Below are 17,299 nucleotides of genomic sequence, written 5' to 3'. Positions count from 1 at the left end.
CGCACCACACGACCACAGCACCACAGCGAGAAGCAGGAAGCCGGGGGAGGTCGGCGCCACATGCACGTTTCGCATCTCTCACTGGCCGACTTCCGCTCGTACGCCCGGGCCGAGGTTCCCCTCGGTGCGGGCGTCACCGCTTTCGTGGGTCCGAACGGCCAGGGCAAGACCAACCTCGTCGAGGCCATCGGCTACCTGGCCACCCTGGGCAGCCACCGCGTGTCCTCGGACGCCCCGCTGGTGCGGATGGGCGCGGAGCGGGCCGTCATCCGAGCCGCCGTCACCCAGGGCGAACGGCAGCAGCTCGTCGAACTGGAACTGAACCCGGGCCGCGCGAACCGGGCCCGGATCAACCGGTCCTCGCAGGTCAGGCCCCGGGACGTGCTGGGGATCGTACGGACGGTGCTGTTCGCGCCCGAGGACCTGGCGCTGGTCAAGGGCGACCCGGGGGAGCGCCGCCGCTTCCTCGACGAGCTGGTCACCGCCCGCTCGCCCCGCATGGCCGCCGTCCGCTCCGACTACGAACGCGTGCTGAAGCAGCGCAACACCCTGCTCAAGTCGGCGGCCATGGCGCGCCGGCACGGCGGCCGGTCCATGGACCTGTCCACCCTCGACGTGTGGGACCAGCACCTCGCCCGCGCGGGCGCGGAACTCCTGGCCCAACGCCTCGACCTGATCTCCACCCTGCTGCCGCTGGCCGACAAGGCGTACGAGCAGCTCGCGCCCGGCGGCGGACCGCTCGGGTTGACGTACAAGTCCTCGGCCGGCGAGGCGGTGGACAGCGGCGAGGCGCGCACCCGCGAGGCCCTGTACGAGGTCGTCCTGGCGGCGCTCGCCGACGTGCGCAAGCAGGAGATCGAGCGGGGCGTGACCCTGGTGGGGCCGCACCGCGACGACGTGCTGCTGCGGCTCGGCGAGCTGCCGGCGAAGGGCTACGCGAGCCACGGCGAGTCCTGGTCGTACGCGCTGGCGCTGCGCCTGGCCTCGTACGAGCTGCTGCGCTCCGAGGGCAGCGAGCCGGTGCTGATCCTCGACGACGTGTTCGCGGAGCTGGACAGCAGGCGCCGGGAGCGGCTGGCCGAACTGGTGTCCCCCGGGGAACAGGTCCTGGTGACCGCGGCGGTCGACGACGACGTCCCGGGGGTGCTGGCGGGGACGCGGTTCGGGGTGTCCGGCGGTGAGGTGACCCGACTGTGAGCGATCACGAGAAGAGCCCCGGGGAGAAGAGCCCCGGGGAGAAGCGACCGGAGCAGAGGCAGCCGGAGCGCAAGGCCCCGGAACCCTCCGGGGTGGACCTGGCGCGACAGGCGCTCGCGGCGGCGCGCGAACAGGCGCGGGCCCGCGGCAACGCGGCGACGGGAAAGAACCGCCGACAGCAGCCCGGTCTGCGATCCGGCGCCCGCGCCGACGGCAGGGACCCGATGCCGTTGATGGCCGCGTTGGACCGGCTGCGCACGGAACGCGGCTGGGAGATGCCGATGGCGGTGGCGGGCGTCATGGAACGCTGGTCGGAGATCGTCGGCCCGGAGATCGCCGCGCACTGTGAACCGGAGCGGTACGAGGACCGTGAGCTTCATGTGCGGTGTGATTCCTCGGCGTGGGCGGCGCAGCTGAAACTGCTGGCTCCGCAGCTCGTGGCGCGGCTGAACGCTGAGCTGGGGCAGGGCACCGTACGGATGATCAAGGTGTCGGGTCCGGGTGGCCGGCCGAAACGGCACGGGCCCTGGCGTGCGCCGGGCAGTACGGGGCCTGGCGACACCTACGGGTGAGCGACACCGCCCGCGGGCGGTGTCCTCGCGCGCCCGCGCGGCGCCCGACCGCGCACGGTGATCACGGCGCGGAGACGGTCCGGCGACGGGCGGGTTTCGGCCGGGTCGGGGCGGGTCCGCGAACGACCCCGCGGGCGCTCCCGCGGGTGGTGTCCCTCACCGTAGCGAGAGGTTGACAGGCCGAAGCGCTCAATGCCCGTGTGAGCCTCTTTGAGCCCCTCCCCGGATATGGGGAGTCGGAGAGTGGAGGTTCAGGGCGGCACATGCGGACTCAGGTACCCGCAAACCCCCATTCAGGTCCGTGGTACCGGTAGACTGAACCGAATCCCGCGCGTTCGCGGGATTCAGCTGATACACGCTGACAACGCAGATCGACGCAGCCGCTCCTGCTTGCATGCCTGCTGGCCCGGAGTTCGGCCTGTGCTGTGCCAGAAAGGGCGCTTCGTGGCCGATTCCGGCAACCCCAACGACAACCAGTCCACAGCCGGCGACAACGGTGACCCCGTTGCGTACACCGGCAATCAGATCCAGGTCCTCGAGGGCCTGGACGCGGTCCGCAAGCGGCCCGGCATGTACATCGGTTCGACCGGTGAGCGTGGTCTCCACCACCTCGTCCAGGAAGTCGTCGACAACTCGGTCGACGAGGCCATGGCCGGGCACGCGGACACCATCGACGTCACGATCCTCGCCGACGGCGGTGTACGCGTCATCGACAACGGTCGCGGCATCCCCGTCGACATCGTGCCGTCCGAGGGGAAGCCGGCCGTCGAGGTCGTCCTCACCGTGCTGCACGCGGGCGGCAAGTTCGGCGGCGGCGGCTACGCCGTCTCCGGTGGTCTGCACGGCGTGGGTGTCTCCGTCGTGAACGCGCTGTCGACGAGGGTCTCGGTCGAGGTCAAGCGTGACGGCTACCGCTGGACCCAGGACTACAAGCTGGGCGTGCCGACCGCCCCGCTCGCGAAGAACGAGGAGACCACCGACTCGGGCACCACGGTCACCTTCTGGGCCGACCCCGACGTCTTCGAGACCACCGAGTACTCCTTCGAGACGCTCTCCCGGCGCTTCCAGGAGATGGCCTTCCTCAACAAGGGCCTGACCCTGTCGCTGACCGACGAGCGCGAGTCCGCGAAGGCGACCGTCGGCGCCGACTCCGCCGAGGAGTCCGACGACGACCAGGCGCGCACGGTGAAGTACTACTACGAGGGCGGCATCGTCGACTTCGTGAAGTACCTCAACTCGCGCAAGGGCGAGATGATCCACCCGACCGTCATCGACGTCGAGGCCGAGGACAAGGAACGCCTCCTCTCGGTCGAGATCGCGATGCAGTGGAACTCGCAGTACACCGAGGGTGTCTACTCCTTCGCCAACACGATCCACACCCACGAGGGCGGAACGCACGAGGAAGGCTTCCGTGCGGCCCTGACGGGTCTGGTGAACCGTTACGCGCGCGAGAAGAAGCTGCTCCGCGAGAAGGACGACAACCTCGCCGGCGAGGACATCCGCGAGGGTCTGACGGCGATCATCTCGGTCAAGTTGGGCGAGCCCCAGTTCGAGGGCCAGACGAAGACCAAGCTGGGCAACACGGAGGCCAAGACCTTCGTGCAGAAGGTCGTCCACGAGCACCTCAACGACTGGTTCGACCGCAACCCGGTCGAGGCCGCGGACATCATCCGCAAGTCGATCCAGGCCGCCACGGCCCGCGTCGCCGCCCGCAAGGCCCGTGACCTCACCCGTCGCAAGGGTCTGCTGGAGTCGGCCTCGCTGCCGGGCAAGCTGTCCGACTGCCAGTCGAACGACCCGACCAAGTGCGAGATCTTCATCGTCGAGGGCGACTCGGCCGGTGGCTCCGCGAAGTCCGGCCGCAACCCGATGTACCAGGCCATCCTGCCGATCCGCGGCAAGATCCTGAACGTCGAGAAGGCCCGTATCGACAAGATCCTCCAGAACACCGAGGTCCAGGCGCTGATCAGTGCCTTCGGTACCGGTGTGCACGAGGACTTCGACATCGAGAAGCTCCGCTATCACAAGATCATCCTGATGGCGGACGCCGACGTCGACGGCCAGCACATCAACACCCTGCTGCTGACATTCCTGTTCCGCTTCATGCGGCCGCTGGTCGAGGCCGGGCACGTCTACCTCTCGCGCCCCCCGCTGTACAAGATCAAGTGGGGTCGGGACGACTTCGAGTACGCGTACTCGGACCGCGAGCGCGACGCCCTCGTCGAGCTCGGCAAGGGCCAGGGCAAGCGCATCAGGGAAGACTCGATCCAGCGCTTCAAGGGTCTGGGCGAGATGAACGCCGAGGAACTGCGCGTCACCACCATGGACGTGGACCACCGCGTGCTCGGCCAGGTCACCCTGGACGACGCCGCGCAGGCGGACGACCTCTTCTCGGTGCTCATGGGCGAGGACGTCGAGGCCCGACGCTCCTTCATCCAGCGCAACGCCAAGGACGTTCGGTTCCTCGACATCTGAGTCGGCCTTCGCTGACCGCCTGAAAGGACTTCTGACCAGCAATGGCCGATGAAACCACCCCCACCGCGGAGAACCCCGCGGAGGAGCAGCCCGTCATGCGCATCGAGCCCGTCGGGCTCGAAACCGAGATGCAGCGCTCCTACCTCGACTACGCGATGTCCGTCATCGTCTCCCGCGCCCTGCCCGACGTGAGGGACGGCCTCAAGCCGGTCCACCGTCGTGTGCTGTACGCGATGTACGACGGCGGCTACCGGCCCGAGAAGGGCTTCTACAAGTGCGCCCGCGTCGTCGGTGACGTCATGGGTACGTACCACCCGCACGGCGACAGCTCGATCTACGACGCCCTGGTCCGTCTGGCCCAGCCGTGGTCGATGCGCATGCCGCTCGTGGACTCCAACGGCAACTTCGGCTCCCCGGGCAACGACCCGGCCGCCGCGATGCGCTACACCGAGTGCAAGCTGATGCCGCTGGCCATGGAGATGCTCCGGGACATCGACGAGGAGACCGTCGACTTCCAGGACAACTACGACGGCCGCAACCAGGAGCCGACGGTCCTGCCGGCGCGCTTCCCGAACCTCCTGGTCAACGGCTCCGCCGGCATCGCCGTCGGCATGGCCACCAACATCCCGCCGCACAACCTGCGCGAGGTCGCCGCCGGTGCCCAGTGGGCGCTGGAGCACCCCGAGGCCTCCCACGAGGAGCTCCAGGACGCGCTCGTCGAGCGGATCAAGGGCCCGGACTTCCCGTCGGGCGCCCTCGTCGTGGGCCGCAAGGGCATCGAGGAGGCGTACCGGACCGGGCGCGGCTCCATCACGATGCGCGCGGTGGTCGAGGTCGAGGAGATCCAGAACCGCCAGTGCCTGGTGGTCACGGAGCTTCCGTACCAGACCAACCCCGACAACCTGGCGCAGAAGATCGCCGACCTGGTGAAGGACGGCAAGGTCGGCGGCATCGCCGACGTCCGCGACGAGACCTCCTCGCGGACCGGCCAGCGCCTGGTGATCGTCCTCAAGCGCGACGCCGTCGCCAAGGTCGTGCTGAACAACCTGTACAAGCACACCGACCTCCAGTCGAACTTCAGCGCCAACATGCTGGCGCTCGTCGACGGAGTGCCGCGCACCCTGTCGATCGACGCGTTCATCCGCCACTGGGTGACGCACCAGATCGAGGTCATCGTCCGGCGCACGCGCTTCCGCCTGCGCAAGGCGGAGGAGCGCGCCCACATCCTGCGCGGTCTGCTCAAGGCGCTGGACGCGATCGACGAGGTCATCGCCCTCATCCGGCGCAGCAACACGGTCGAGATCGCCCGTGAGGGCCTCATGGGCCTGCTGTCGATCGACGAGATCCAGGCCAACGCCATCCTGGAGATGCAGCTCCGCCGCCTCGCGGCCCTGGAGCGGCAGAAGATCGTCGCCGAGCACGACGAGCTCCAGGCCAAGATCAACGAGTACAACGCGATCCTGGCCTCCGAGGAGCGCCAGCGTCAGATCGTCAGCGAGGAACTGGCGGCGATCGTCGAGAAGTTCGGCGACGACCGACGCTCCAAGCTGGTCCCCTTCGACGGCGACATGTCCATGGAGGACCTGATCGCCGAAGAGGACATCGTCGTCACGATCACCCACGGCGGCTACGTCAAGCGGACCAAGACCGAGGACTACCGCTCGCAGAAGCGCGGCGGCAAGGGCGTGCGCGGCACGAAGCTGAAGCAGGACGACCTGGTCGACCACTTCTTCGTGTCCACCACGCACCACTGGCTGCTGTTCTTCACGAACAAGGGCCGTGTCTACCGCTCGAAGGCGTACGAGCTCCCGGACGCCGGCCGTGACGCGCGCGGGCAGCACGTGGCGAACCTGCTGGCCTTCCAGCCGGACGAGAAGATCGCCCAGATCCTCGCGATCCGCGACTACGAGGCGGCGCCCTACCTGATCCTGGCCACCAAGGGCGGCCTGGTGAAGAAGACGGCCCTCAAGGACTACGACTCGCCCCGTTCGGGTGGTGTAATCGCCATCAACCTCCGCGAGACGGAGGACGGCAGCGACGACGAGCTCATCGGCGCGGAGCTGGTGTCCGCCGACGACGACCTCCTGCTCATCAGCAAGAAGGCGCAGTCGATCCGTTTCACCGCGACGGACGACTCGTTGCGCCCCATGGGACGCGCGACGTCCGGCGTGAAGGGCATGAGTTTCCGAGGTGGGGACGAACTGCTCTCCATGAGCGTGGTGCGGCCGGGTACGTTCGTGTTCACCGCGACGGACGGCGGCTACGCCAAGCGGACGGCAGTGGACGAGTACCGCGTCCAGGGTCGTGGTGGACTGGGCATCAAGGCGGCGAAGATCGTGGAGGATCGCGGTTCGCTCGTCGGCGCGCTGGTGGTCGACGAAACGGACGAGATTCTCGCCATCACGCTCAGCGGTGGTGTGATTCGTACGCGAGTCAACGAAGTCAGGGAGACCGGCCGTGACACCATGGGCGTCCAGCTGATCAACCTGGGTAAGCGCGACGCCGTGGTCGGCATCGCGCGCAACGCGGAGGCCGGTCAGGAAGCTGACGAGGTCGACGAGGTCGACGAGATCGAGAACGAGATCGGGACCGAGGTGGCCGACGGACAGGCCGCCGAGGCCGCCGAGGGCACGCAGCCCTCGGCTGGGGAGCACGAGGAGTAAGTCGTGAGTGGAGCCGCGGGCGCCGGACCGGCCAAGACTGGAGCGAACGGTGCCCGTGGCCCCGCCGCGGACTCCCAGGGGGGAACCGTGACGGATACCCGAGGATCGCAGCCGAAGTCGCCGACCGACGCCGGTCAGAACCGGGGCGGTCAGCCCTACCAGCCCCCGCAGGCCTACTCGGCGCCCTCGGGCCCGGGGGCGGCGCGCGGGGGCCAGGCCGGGGACACGCAGCGCCGGCCGCGCACCGGGGCCCGTACGGCGCCCCGGACGCGCAAGGCGCGACTGCGGGTGGCCAAGGCCGACCCGTGGTCGGTGATGAAGGTCAGCTTCCTCCTGTCGATCGCGCTCGGTGTCTGCACGGTCGTCGCGTCGGTGGTGCTGTGGATGGTCATGGACGCGATGGGCGTCTTCTCGACCGTCGGCGGCACGATCAGCGAGGCGACCGGATCGAACGAGAGCAACGGGTTCGACCTCCAGTCGTTCCTCTCGCTGCCCCGCGTGCTGATCTTCAGCTCGGTGATCGCGGTCATCGACGTGGTGCTCATGACGGCGCTGGCGACGCTCGGCTCGTTCATCTACAACCTGTCGGCGGGCTTCGTCGGAGGCGTCGAGCTGACGCTGGCCGAGGACGAGTGACCGACCCGTTCGAGGGCCGGCTCACCGGCTGACTGACCTGCGGGGACGCCGTCGTGGCGTCCCCCGGGTCGACCTCCGGAGAGCCCCCGGGAACGGATTTTGGACCTACCGGGTGTGTGCGCTAACCTTCAGGAGTCAGCGCGCAGCGCGGATGGGGCTATAGCTCAGTTGGTTAGAGCGCATCCCTGATAAGGATGAGGCCACAGGTTCAAATCCTGTTAGCCCCACAGTGTCGAAGACCCCCAGGCCCCCGGCCTGGGGGTCTTTGTCGTTGGGCCAGTTGAGGGGTTCCCAGATAACCGATCGGTATCGGTCGGTGTGTATTGTTGGGCGCCAGAAGTCCCCAACGTCAACGAAAGACGAGGTCGCGCGGTGAAGAAGCTGCTCCTGGTCGCACTGGCCGCCATCGGCGGGCTCCTCGTGTACCGCCAGATCCAGGCGGACCGTGCCGAGCAGGACCTGTGGACGGAGGCAACCGACTCCGTGCCTTCTGGTTCTGGCGTGTGAGACCCACGATTGATCCCATGAAGCCCCGGCTGCCGCTGCTGCCGGGGCTTTGTGCTGTTCTGTGTGCTGTTCTGCGTGTTGTTTCGTGATGAAGCTTGCAATATGCAAAGAATTTGCTTGCGCTAGCAAACTCGGGGTGCGTGTGATGGATCGGGGACGTCGGATACGGAGCGTCGTGCTGGCGGGGGTCGCCGGGCTGGGGCTCGTGGCGGCGCTGCCGGGGGCCGCGTGGGCGGCGGGCACGGCGCCGCAGCCGGTGCCGACGTACCGCGCGGCGGACGGTGCGAAGCGGGTCGAGGGCAGGCCCTCCACCGCGGACACCGCGCCGCTGGAGATCGGGACGGTCCACGAGGACACCATCGGCCCGGAGGAACGCTTCTACCAACTCCGGCTCGACGCCACGTCCGACGTGTACGTCTCCGCGGTGGTCCGCCCGCCCGCCGGCGCCAAGGTCGGCTACGGCGACGGCATCGAGGTCGAGATCATCTCCGGCGCGGGGACCCGCTGCTCCGGCAACGCGCGGGCCGGCTTCGGCTACGACCCCGTCCCGGTGAGCGCGGCGGCCGTCCGGCGGGTCAAGGAGGACGGCGAGTGCCAGGCCGCCGCCACCTACTACGCGAAGGTCACGCGCACCGCGGCCAAGGACTCCGATCGGGGGCGCTGGCCGGTCGAACTCCTCGTCCTGCGCGAGCCGGCCCTCGGCGGCGGCTCCCCGACGGTCGCGCCCAGCGTCTGGCCCTCGGCCTCGCCGACCCTGCCCGGCGGTGCCTCGCTCGCCCGGACCGGCGGCACCGGCTTCAACGACGCGCGCGCCCTCGGGACGGGGGTGTGGCGCGACGACCTGCGGCCCGGGCAGACCCGGTACTACCGCGTCCCGCTGGACTGGGGACAGCAGTTGGGGATCGGCGCGGAGATCGCGGCCGCCAGGATGACGAAGGAGTACGGCTCGGCGTCCAATGGCCTCACGGTGTCGGTCTACAGCCCCTACCGGGCGCTGGTCGACTCCAAGGCGACCTCCTACGACGGCAAGCAGGCCGGGATCACGCTGCCCAAGACGGCTCCGGTGGCGTACGAGAACCGTTTCTCCGACGACGCGGAGATGCGCGGGACGCGCGTGGCCGGCTGGTACTACGTCGCCGTGACGCTGGGCGGGAAGGTCGGGGAGTTCACCGAGGACGCGGTACCGGTGCCGCTGACCCTGCGGATGGACGTCCTCGGGACCCCCGGGAAGGCGCCGGCGTACCGGGAGAGCCTGAGCGCGGCCGGGTTCGGGGTGGACGCCGCCGACCGCACCGCCGCCAAGGAGGGGCTCACCGGGCCGGAGGCCGCCGCGGCCGAGGACAACCGCTCGGTGATGCGGGTGGTGGCCACCGGCGGCTTCGGAGCGGGGACGGTGCTGCTGCTCGTGCTCGGGGGATGGATCCTGCTGTCCCGGCGGGGTGACGGGGCGGGACGCCGGTAGCTTCCGGGGGACGGGGCTTCCGGGGGTTCTGGGGTTTCCGGGGCCCGGGGTTTCCCCGGGGGGACGGGTGGACGCGGGTGGGTCAGAGGCGGGTCAGTGCCCAGGCGCCCACCGCGAAGCAGAGGAGCGCGGCGGCGAGGATGCCGACCGTGACCCTCGCCGGGGGCGGGGCGATCCGGAAGGCGCGGGGCGCGGCCGGGCCGGGGGGCGTCGTCGGGCCGGTCGGTGAGGCCGCTGCGGGCCGGGCGGGCCGGGCCGGTGCTTCGGCGCCGAGCGGGGTGAGGGCCGGCTCGGGTGCGGCCGGCGGGGGCAGGTGGAAACTGCCCGTCTCGGAGGGGCCGTACGCCGTGGGGGGCGGCCCGAACGCGTCGAGGGGCGCGGGCGGCGTCGCGTACGCGGCGGGGGTGGGCGTCGGGGTGTGGACGGGTGCGGGCGCGGCCGACGACGGGGTCCGGTCCGGGGGCAGGAGCGGGGGCGGTGCCACGGCGCCCGTGCGCGGGTCCGTCGGGGTGGTCCCACCGGGCCCCGTGGCCGGGTGTGGGACCACGGCGGCGGTGGGGCCGCTCCCGGGGGTCACCGCGCTGGTGTTCTGCGGCCCATGGGGGCCGAAACCGTCGGGGAGCGGGCCGAGTTGGTCGAACACCTCCACCGGCTCCTCGTCCGGCGCGGCGGGCGGAAGCAGCTCCATGGCCTCGGCAAGGGCCTTGCGGGCCCCTGTGGCGGTTCTGAACCGGCTCTGGGGATCGGGTTGCAGGAGGTTCGCGATGACGTCCCACAGGGGCGCGGGGACGCCTTCGGGGGCATCTGGGGTGCCGTGCGCCAGGAAGTGCTCCACCAGTGCCTGGGCGTCCGGCTTGCGCCCCTGGAGGAGGTACAGGGCGACCAGGCCGGTGGCGAAGAAATCGGCGGGGAAGTCGGGCTCCGCGCCGAGGAGTTGCTCGGGGGCGGAGTAACCCGGCGTACCCACGACGTAGTTGGTCTCGGTGAGCCGCGGCTCACCCTTGCGCATGGAGATGCCGAAGTCGGACAGCCGCAGGTGCGGCCGCCCGGTTCCGGTGGCCGCCATCAGTATGTTGGCCGGTTTGATGTCGCGGTGGACGACGCCCTCCGCGTGGACCGCCGCCAGTCCCGCCAGGAGCTGGTCGAGCAGCGTGCACACGAACCGGGGCGGCAGGGGGCCGTAGTCCCCGATCACGTGGGCGAGCGAGCCCCCGGCGACCAGGTCCATGGTGAACAGGACCTTGTCGTCGTCCGCCGCCCAACTGGCCGGCGCGAGCACGTGCGGATGATCGATCCGCAGGGCCTGCTCGCGCACGAACCGCAGCAGGGTGTGGGCGTCGCTCTGCATGAGGACCTTCGCGGCGACGTACCGACGGCGGCGGTGGTCCCAGGCACGCCAGACGGCGCCCGCTCCACCCCGACCGATCGGGTCGATCAGCTCGTACCGGCCCGCGAAGACCTCACCCATCGCTGTGCCCGTCCCCCGTCGTCGCCGGATGCCAGTTGCCAGTTGTCGGTTGCCAGTCGTCGGTCGTCGGTCGCCAGTCGTCGTCCGCCGTGACTCAGTTCTGGTGCGACTCGTAATGCGCCACGGCGTCGGCGGTGCGACCCGCTCCGTACACCCGGAGGAACTCTGCCAGTTCCGGATGGCTGGGGGCGAGGGTCTCCGCCGCGTCGATGATGTCCCCGGCCGCCGAGACGGAGCGCAGCAGCGACTGGATCTCACGGACGACCCGCTTGACGGTGGGCGCGCCCGAACCGGCCGCCGTCTGCCCGCTGTTGCTGAGGACGGATCCCCCCTGGGTCTTCTTGATCTCGTCCATCCTGTCGGTGGCCTCCCCCGCGCTGACGCTTCCGTCGGCCACCTGACCGGCGAGATCCTGCAGGGCCTGGACCCGCTGGACCACGGCCGGGTTGCCGATCTTGGCGCGCTGGCCGCTCATCAGCTGGGACAACATCGGCGCCGAAAGCCCGAGGACGGCAGCGAGGCGAGCCTGGTTCAAGCCGAGGTCATCTATGAGCCGGCGGAAGAGCGCCCCCAACGGCTCCCCGTACCAACTGCGCTGAAGCTCTCTGGCTCTGGCCGTGGCCTCTTGCTGTACAGCGTCCACTCTTACTACTCCCCTTCGCTGGTGCGAACCTCGCGAGCATCTTACGGAGAGTGGTCGCGGGGCGGGAGTCCCTATCATTTTGCGGGATGAGGGGGTACACCCGGTACTCTGTTCTGCGGAACGACCACTCCTTCTCCGGGGGCGGCCGTGTCCACTTTTCGGGGCCTTAGCTCAGTTGGTAGAGCGCTGCCTTTGCAAGGCAGATGTCAGGAGTTCGAATCTCCTAGGCTCCACATCGCGAAGACCCCCTTGACCTGCGGAAACGCAAGTCAAGGGGGTCTTTTGTCCGTTTGGCCTCGTTGACGCGCCAACACGGCCAAACGGACAAAACGCGGCAGTCGTGCGGGAGGTCTGTCTGGTGGATCTCCTGGTGGCTGCAGGACTGGGTGAGCGGATCGGGAAGGCGCCGGGTTCGGCCCTGAAGTCATGGCGAGCAGGGCAGCTCATTTGATCCCGCGCGGTCGGGTTCCCGCCCTACAGTGAGCGGCGTGAGCGACCTTCCCGACCCACAGTCGGTACTTGAAGATCTTGGCAAGCTCGTTCCGGAGCTCGTCCCGAATCCCGGGGCCGACCCGGATCTCGTCGTCATTGGTGAGCGCTATTGGGCCTTGGCAGGCTTCTCCCCGGAGCTCGGTACTCCTGTGTGGTGCGAGAAGGTCAAGGACATCGACACTGCGGGATGGGGACACCAGATCTATGCCGTCGCGGCGGCCGGCGTCCGCGCCGTGGTCCCGGGGCGGACGTGTAGCCAATGCGGGGAAGCATTGAGCCTCACTTCACGGACGGCCTTCCAGCAGGTGTGCGACGGCCAGGATTCCGCCTGTGTGGAGTGCACGGAGTCGTTACTTTCCGCAGTGCGCGTGGTCCTCGATCCGGCGCGCAAGGCCAAGAGGGAGGCCGGCAGAGCCAGGACGCGGCAGCAGGAGGTCCTCCACGACACCGGCGCCGCGTGGGCCGAAGTCCAGAAGGAGGTTGTCGCACAGCGCTATGCGACCGTCTTTCCCCGCGAACGCACGGAGCCGCTCTCTGTCTCCGTCAAGGACATGGTCGCGACTCTGGCACTCCTGAGGTACGCCTCCTCGACCTCCCCGATCGCCGATATCGGAGCTTGGCTCGACCCCCTGTACCCGGACATGGGTGAGGTGACCGAGTTACTGGGATCGCTGGTCAGGGCCGAGCTGCTGAAGATTCATCCCACCAGCCCGGCTGAGGCATTCGTCTGGGACCCAGCCAGTTTCGAGCACGCACTACGGGACGCCGGAGGAGACCTGGATGCCCTTGCTGCGCCCGAACTCAACGGCAGTTTCCATCCGCTGAGGGCTCGGTACTACGCCCCCTTCGGCACGAGCCAGGGGAAGGCGGCCGAACAGCTCGACATCGACCTCGCCGCCGCCCTGGGTCCGGCCCTCATGAGCGCGACGCAGCAGGACGAGCTGCTGGCGCTCGCGCGGGAACTCATCGCGGAGGAGGCGCTCCGTTACTTCACCAACCGACTGGAGGAGCTGAACCTGCCTCCGGTTCCGGAGAACCATGGTGCTCGACTTGGCGATGCGGCCTACAAGGTCGCCGAACACCGGCCCCTCGGGGAGATCTACAACCTCGTGTGGCGTGCGACGCGTGCCGCAGCAGAAGCAGCTCAGAAGAACCCCCGCGCTCCCCGCGCACACATGAGTACCTACGCGGTCAACAGGTTCGAGGGCGATGCTCAACGAGCAGTTGCCGAAACCGAGTGGGAACTCAAGCCATTCAGTGCCATCGCCGGCAACGGCCCGGCGGCGATGACTCGTGCGCTGTTCTACAGCGTTCTTGATCTCAACCCGATCGACACGAGCATTCCGCAACTCAGGGAGGGATTGCCGCCCCCTGTCGCGGCATCGATTGCCGCGGCCGGGGTGACCGCCCCCGGCCATGATGATCTGGCGGCTGTCGTCGCCTGGCTACATGCCCACCCGGATGCCTGGGACCCGCGCAGGGTTCCTGCGGAGCTCGGGCTCCTTGAGCAAGCCCGGGAAGGGGCTCCCGACTGGCACTTCGAGGGGAAGATCATTGCGCGGGACGCGGCCAGACTTCACCGGCTGCACTTACGGCTGGCTCCCGCCCTCGGGGTGAAGGAGGCAGCTCTGGCGGTGCTCGCGGCCACGGGGATGCTCGTCCATCCGGTGACACGGGATGGGGTCACCGTGACCAGCGGGGAATGGATTCTGGACGCACTCAGCGTCCTGTTCGTCGATGGCTCGGACGGCCAGGTGTAAGGGCCTCGGGATGTAACGGCATGGGATGAAAAATTGACTGAATCATTCAGTCATGCTGTCATCGAGTCATGCTCTATGGAACTCCTTCTCTGGATGACGACGACCGCCGTGTCCTTGGCGAGATCGAGGAGATGCGGCAGCGCTTGCGGCATCAGCTGCGTGCGCAGCCGCGCTGGCAGGGACAGCTACGGCGGAACCTGACGGCTCGCGCGATTGCTGGTTCGAACACCATCGAGGGCTATGCCGCGACCGTGGATGACGTCGAGGCGCTGATGTCGGGTGAGGAGCCGCTGGAGACCGAGGAACGGACGAGGGTAGAACTGGAGGGTTACCAGCGGGCCATGACCTACATCCAGGCTCTGTCGGATGCAGGTCCAGGGTTTCGGTACGACGGGGGTCTGCTCAACGGCCTGCACTTCATGTTGCAGGGCCATCATCTGGACAAGCGGCCCGGTCGATGGCGGGATGGACAGGTGTTTGTCACCAGCCCCGACGATCCCCTTGTGCCTGCCTACACGGCACCGGATTTCGAGCAGGTGCCCGGGCTCATGAACGAGCTGATCGACTGGCTCAACGATGGTGACCTGGATGCTCCCGTGCACGTAAGAGCCTCCATGGCGCACCTCAACCTGGTCAATATTCACCCTTGGAAGGACGGAAACGGGCGCATGTCGCGCTCGATCTCCACCCTCGTGTTCGCCCGTGAGGCCTTGATGCCACCAGAGTTCTCCTCCATTGAGGAGTGGCTCGGGTACGGCCGCAACACCTACGGCTACTACAACGTGCTGCAGGAAGTCGGTGGCCCGGCCTGGAGCCCGAAGCGAGACACGCACCCGTGGATCCGCTTCTGCCTGGGTGCACACCACCGGCAGGCGCAGGTCGCGCAGCGTCGTACGGATCTCCTTGCGAGGGCCTGGATCAGGCTAGGCGAGGAGGCCGCGGCAGATGGCATGGACGAACGTGTTGTGTATGCCTTGCTGCCCGCATTCTGGGGATCTCGCGTACGGCGGGCGGTTTATCAGCACGACGCCGAACTCTCGGACCAGCAGGCGATTCGCGACCTTCGTGACTTGGTTCGCCGTGGCTGGCTCGTCGCGCACGGACAGACCCGTGCCCGCTCCTATGCTCCGGGGGCACGCATCGAGACGGTCCAACAGGCTGTGCGACAGTCGTTGGAGCCCTACTCCGATCCGTACTCTCAAGGCTGACGGATCAGGGGGATCCCTTCCCGTCCGTTAGTTGCAGCGGCTTCCCGCCTGTACCGCCCGGACCTGAGTGCACGGCGGGCCTATTGGGAGGCGCGGCGGCGAGCCGCGTGAGCACTGCCGGCGTTTCCCCCGGAGCTGGTCTGGCAGAGCGCACCGCGTTGAGCGCCACATGACGGGCAGGTCCCTTGTTGAGCCTCGACCGCATGGACAGCGAGCGCATAACGCGCCTGGTGAAAGATCCGTTTGAAGGCTTCTCCAGTACCTGGGATGACGCAGGCTGCCTCGGAGGGGGATCGGCAGTAGCCGCAGGCGATGGCGAGCGCGACGGCCTCCTTCTGACGCAGTTGCGCCGCTTGCCGGGCTTCCTGTGCCGCCTGTTCTCGACGACGGGCCTCTTCGCGCTCTGCCTTGGCCTGGAGGATGCGCTGGTAGGTCTCGGGATGGTTGACGTGTTGACGCCTTTTTCGTGTGCGCGGCGGGGTGCGGGCACCGCTGCGGTCGGTCGCCGGAAACGGTGGCCGACCCGGCACCGAGCGGGGCGCGCCCGCCGCCGGGGAGAGTCGACGGATCGTCGACGGGGTGCGTCGCGCTGTGCCGGCCGGCCTTTCCGGGGCCGCGCGCGAAGGCCCGGTGCGCGGACGGGAGCTGGTTGCCGGCGGTCTCGTGGTCGCGCCCTGCCGAGAGCCCCCGACCCGCCCGCCGTGTCCGTCAGGGGGACCGCGAACCCCCGGGGGCGTCCGGCCCGCGGTGTCCCCCGGTCGGCTCAGTCACCCGGCCGGTCGGCGCCGGGTGGCCGAGAGTGGAGGGAGGCACTGTGCCAGGGGGCGACACCACGCCGGAGGCGTACACACCATGGGAATCTTCGACTTCCTGAAGTCCGACAAGAAGAAGGCGCACGACGCCGCCGAGACGGCGAAGGAGCAGGTGGAACAGCAGGCGGCGGCGAAGCCCGCCACCCCGGACGCGCCCAACGACCTCGGCGGGAAGTACACCGACGCCGCCGCGGCCACCAAGGCGGCCGCCGACCGGATGGCCGCCGCCGCTCCCCCGAAGCCCGCGCCGGCTCCCCTGCGGCCCGCCGCGCCGCCGAGGCCCGCGCCGGCTGCGCCCAGGCCCCCGGCGGCCGGGCCGGTGGCGCACCACACGCCCACCCCGGCGTCCGCCGCGCACAAGGCGGTTCCGGCGGCGCCCATGCCGAAGCCGGCGCCCGTCGCGAAGAAGCGCACGTACACCGTCAAGTCCGGCGACTCGTTGTCGGCGATTGCCCGCCGCGAGCTCGGCAACGAGGCGCGTTGGCGCGAGCTCTACGCCATGAACCGGGGAGTCGTCGGGTCCAACCCCGACCTGATCCACCCGGGGATGGTGCTCACCCTCCCCAACTGACCGCGGGCCCCGACCGACCGCGGGCCCCGACCGACCGCGGGCGACGGGCACGGCGAGGGGCCCGGATCGATCTCGATCCGGGCCCCTCGCCGTGTCTTCCCGACTGTCGGGCGACTCCCGTTACTGCTGGTCGTCGCCGGCCGAGCGGGCCTCCTGCTCCTTCGCCGCCAGCTCGTCGTCAAAGCTCGCCGGAGCGGAGTCGCGGGAGGACAGTTCGGTGGCCGCCGGCGGTTCGACGAGCCAGTCCGGGTTCGACTGACGGTCCCACCACTTCCAGGCCGCGTACGCCCCGCCGGCGACGACGCCGACCAGCAGAACGCCCTTGAACACCCGGCCCGTGCGGGCCCGGCGCTTCTGGCGCCGCACCAGCTTGCGCACTTCCTCGGCCGACACCTGGCCGCGCAGGGCGGCGAAGGCGGCGGTCGACCGGGAGGCGGCCTCCTCGGCCACCGGCTGCGCCGCGGCGAGCGCGCTTTCGAGTCGCGGCTGGGTGTACTCGGCTGCCTGTCGCGCGGCGCGCCGGGTCTGCTTCACCGCCTTCGTCGCGGCCCGGTCCACGTTCGGCGGCACGTGGGAGCGCGCCGCCTTGATGTGGGGGTGCAGATGGGAGTCGTACGTCGTACGCGCGTGCCGGGCAGCCTCGCCGGCCGCGTACGAAATCTTGGGCGCCAGCAGCTCGTTCGCCTCATGCGCATAGTGCACAGCGGCGTCCTTGGCGGTTCCTGCGTACGGCGCCACCACTTCCGCTGCGTGCCGCATGCTCTCCCTGGCGCTCTCGGCTGCCGCGTGCACGCTGTCCTTGCGGGTCACGGGGTTCCTCCTCCTCGGTGGCG

At 69.4% G+C, this 17,299-nt stretch carries 13 protein-coding genes and 2 tRNA genes; 12 read left to right on the top strand and 3 right to left on the bottom strand.

Going from position 1 to position 17,299, the window contains the following annotated elements; genetic code table 11:
- Positions 1-60: 60 nt before the first annotated feature.
- The 8 genes from recF to OHA84_RS18480 all read left to right on the top strand — a co-directional run bounded on the left by recF (position 61) and on the right by OHA84_RS18480 (position 9,512).
- Entirely contained in the window at positions 61-1,197 is a 1,137-nt protein-coding gene (recF, locus tag OHA84_RS18515; RefSeq protein WP_266948588.1) for a DNA replication/repair protein RecF, read from the top strand.
- On the top strand, positions 1,194-1,769 hold the full coding sequence (locus tag OHA84_RS18510) for a DUF721 domain-containing protein (protein ID WP_371591414.1): 576 nt from the start codon (positions 1,194-1,196) through the stop codon (positions 1,767-1,769). The genes recF and OHA84_RS18510 overlap by 4 nt, the downstream gene beginning before the upstream one ends.
- A gap of 420 nt (positions 1,770-2,189) precedes the next feature.
- Positions 2,190-4,244 (top strand): DNA topoisomerase (ATP-hydrolyzing) subunit B, encoded by a 2,055-nt coding sequence (gene gyrB / locus OHA84_RS18505; protein WP_053683921.1) that lies wholly within the window; start codon positions 2,190-2,192, stop codon positions 4,242-4,244.
- Positions 4,245-4,285: 41 nt separating this feature from the next.
- On the top strand, positions 4,286-6,907 hold the full coding sequence (gene gyrA, locus OHA84_RS18500) for a DNA gyrase subunit A (protein ID WP_053683919.1): 2,622 nt from the start codon (positions 4,286-4,288) through the stop codon (positions 6,905-6,907).
- 87 nt (positions 6,908-6,994) lie between these two features.
- Complete coding sequence (locus OHA84_RS18495) at positions 6,995-7,543, top strand: DUF3566 domain-containing protein (RefSeq protein WP_234350344.1); 549 nt, start codon at positions 6,995-6,997, stop codon at positions 7,541-7,543.
- 153 nt (positions 7,544-7,696) lie between these two features.
- Positions 7,697-7,770 (top strand) — tRNA-Ile (locus OHA84_RS18490).
- Between the two features lie 145 nt (positions 7,771-7,915).
- A complete protein-coding gene (locus OHA84_RS18485; RefSeq protein ID WP_208809277.1) occupies positions 7,916-8,050 on the top strand; it encodes a DLW-39 family protein in 135 nt (44 codons plus the stop codon).
- Between the two features lie 145 nt (positions 8,051-8,195).
- Positions 8,196-9,512: a hypothetical protein gene (locus tag OHA84_RS18480; protein ID WP_107089370.1), complete on the top strand. Its 1,317-nt coding sequence runs from the start codon at positions 8,196-8,198 to the stop codon at positions 9,510-9,512.
- Between the two features lie 82 nt (positions 9,513-9,594).
- Here the strand turns inward: OHA84_RS18480 and OHA84_RS18475 are convergent, their stop codons facing one another.
- Together OHA84_RS18475 and OHA84_RS18470 are read right to left on the bottom strand one after the other, a co-directional pair.
- Entirely contained in the window at positions 9,595-10,980 is a 1,386-nt protein-coding gene (locus tag OHA84_RS18475; protein WP_266970700.1) for a serine/threonine-protein kinase, read from the bottom strand.
- A 94-nt stretch (positions 10,981-11,074) separates the two neighbouring features.
- Positions 11,075-11,623, bottom strand: a complete 549-nt coding sequence (locus OHA84_RS18470) for a transcriptional regulator (protein WP_053675533.1) — start codon at positions 11,621-11,623, stop codon at positions 11,075-11,077.
- A gap of 160 nt (positions 11,624-11,783) precedes the next feature.
- Here OHA84_RS18470 and OHA84_RS18465 point away from each other — a divergent pair.
- The 4 genes from OHA84_RS18465 (at position 11,784) to OHA84_RS18450 (ending at position 16,466) form a co-directional block, all read left to right on the top strand.
- Positions 11,784-11,856 (top strand) — tRNA-Ala (locus tag OHA84_RS18465).
- Positions 11,857-12,111: 255 nt separating this feature from the next.
- Positions 12,112-13,875, top strand: coding sequence for a hypothetical protein (locus OHA84_RS18460; RefSeq protein WP_266970702.1), 1,764 nt, complete (start codon positions 12,112-12,114; stop codon positions 13,873-13,875).
- A gap of 68 nt (positions 13,876-13,943) precedes the next feature.
- On the top strand, positions 13,944-15,083 hold the full coding sequence (locus OHA84_RS18455) for a Fic family protein (protein WP_053675538.1): 1,140 nt from the start codon (positions 13,944-13,946) through the stop codon (positions 15,081-15,083).
- Between the two features lie 852 nt (positions 15,084-15,935).
- On the top strand, positions 15,936-16,466 hold the full coding sequence (locus OHA84_RS18450) for a LysM peptidoglycan-binding domain-containing protein (RefSeq protein WP_266970704.1): 531 nt from the start codon (positions 15,936-15,938) through the stop codon (positions 16,464-16,466).
- 120 nt (positions 16,467-16,586) lie between these two features.
- Here OHA84_RS18450 and OHA84_RS18445 read toward each other — a convergent pair whose 3' ends face one another.
- Positions 16,587-17,276: a DUF5324 family protein gene (locus OHA84_RS18445; RefSeq protein WP_053675542.1), complete on the bottom strand. Its 690-nt coding sequence runs from the start codon at positions 17,274-17,276 to the stop codon at positions 16,587-16,589.
- Positions 17,277-17,299 lie beyond the last annotated feature (23 nt).

The organism is Streptomyces sp. NBC_00513 (assembly GCF_041431415.1).
GTDB lineage: Bacteria > Actinomycetota > Actinomycetes > Streptomycetales > Streptomycetaceae > Streptomyces.
The sequence above is the reverse complement of the archived record's forward strand: the minus strand, read 5'-3'. Positions and strand labels throughout refer to the sequence as shown.

Excerpts from the sequence above, each read along its gene's own strand:
- recF (WP_266948588.1), top strand. The coding sequence starts at position 61 with ATGCACGTTTCGCATCTCTCACTGGCCGACTTCCGCTCGTACGCCCGG.
- gyrA (WP_053683919.1), top strand. The coding sequence starts at position 4,286 with ATGGCCGATGAAACCACCCCCACCGCGGAGAACCCCGCGGAGGAGCAG.
- OHA84_RS18480 (WP_107089370.1), top strand. The coding sequence starts at position 8,196 with ATGGATCGGGGACGTCGGATACGGAGCGTCGTGCTGGCGGGGGTCGCC.
- OHA84_RS18475 (WP_266970700.1), bottom strand. The coding sequence starts at position 10,980 with ATGGGTGAGGTCTTCGCGGGCCGGTACGAGCTGATCGACCCGATCGGT.
- OHA84_RS18455 (WP_053675538.1), top strand. The coding sequence starts at position 13,944 with ATGCTCTATGGAACTCCTTCTCTGGATGACGACGACCGCCGTGTCCTT.
- OHA84_RS18450 (WP_266970704.1), top strand. The coding sequence starts at position 15,936 with ATGGGAATCTTCGACTTCCTGAAGTCCGACAAGAAGAAGGCGCACGAC.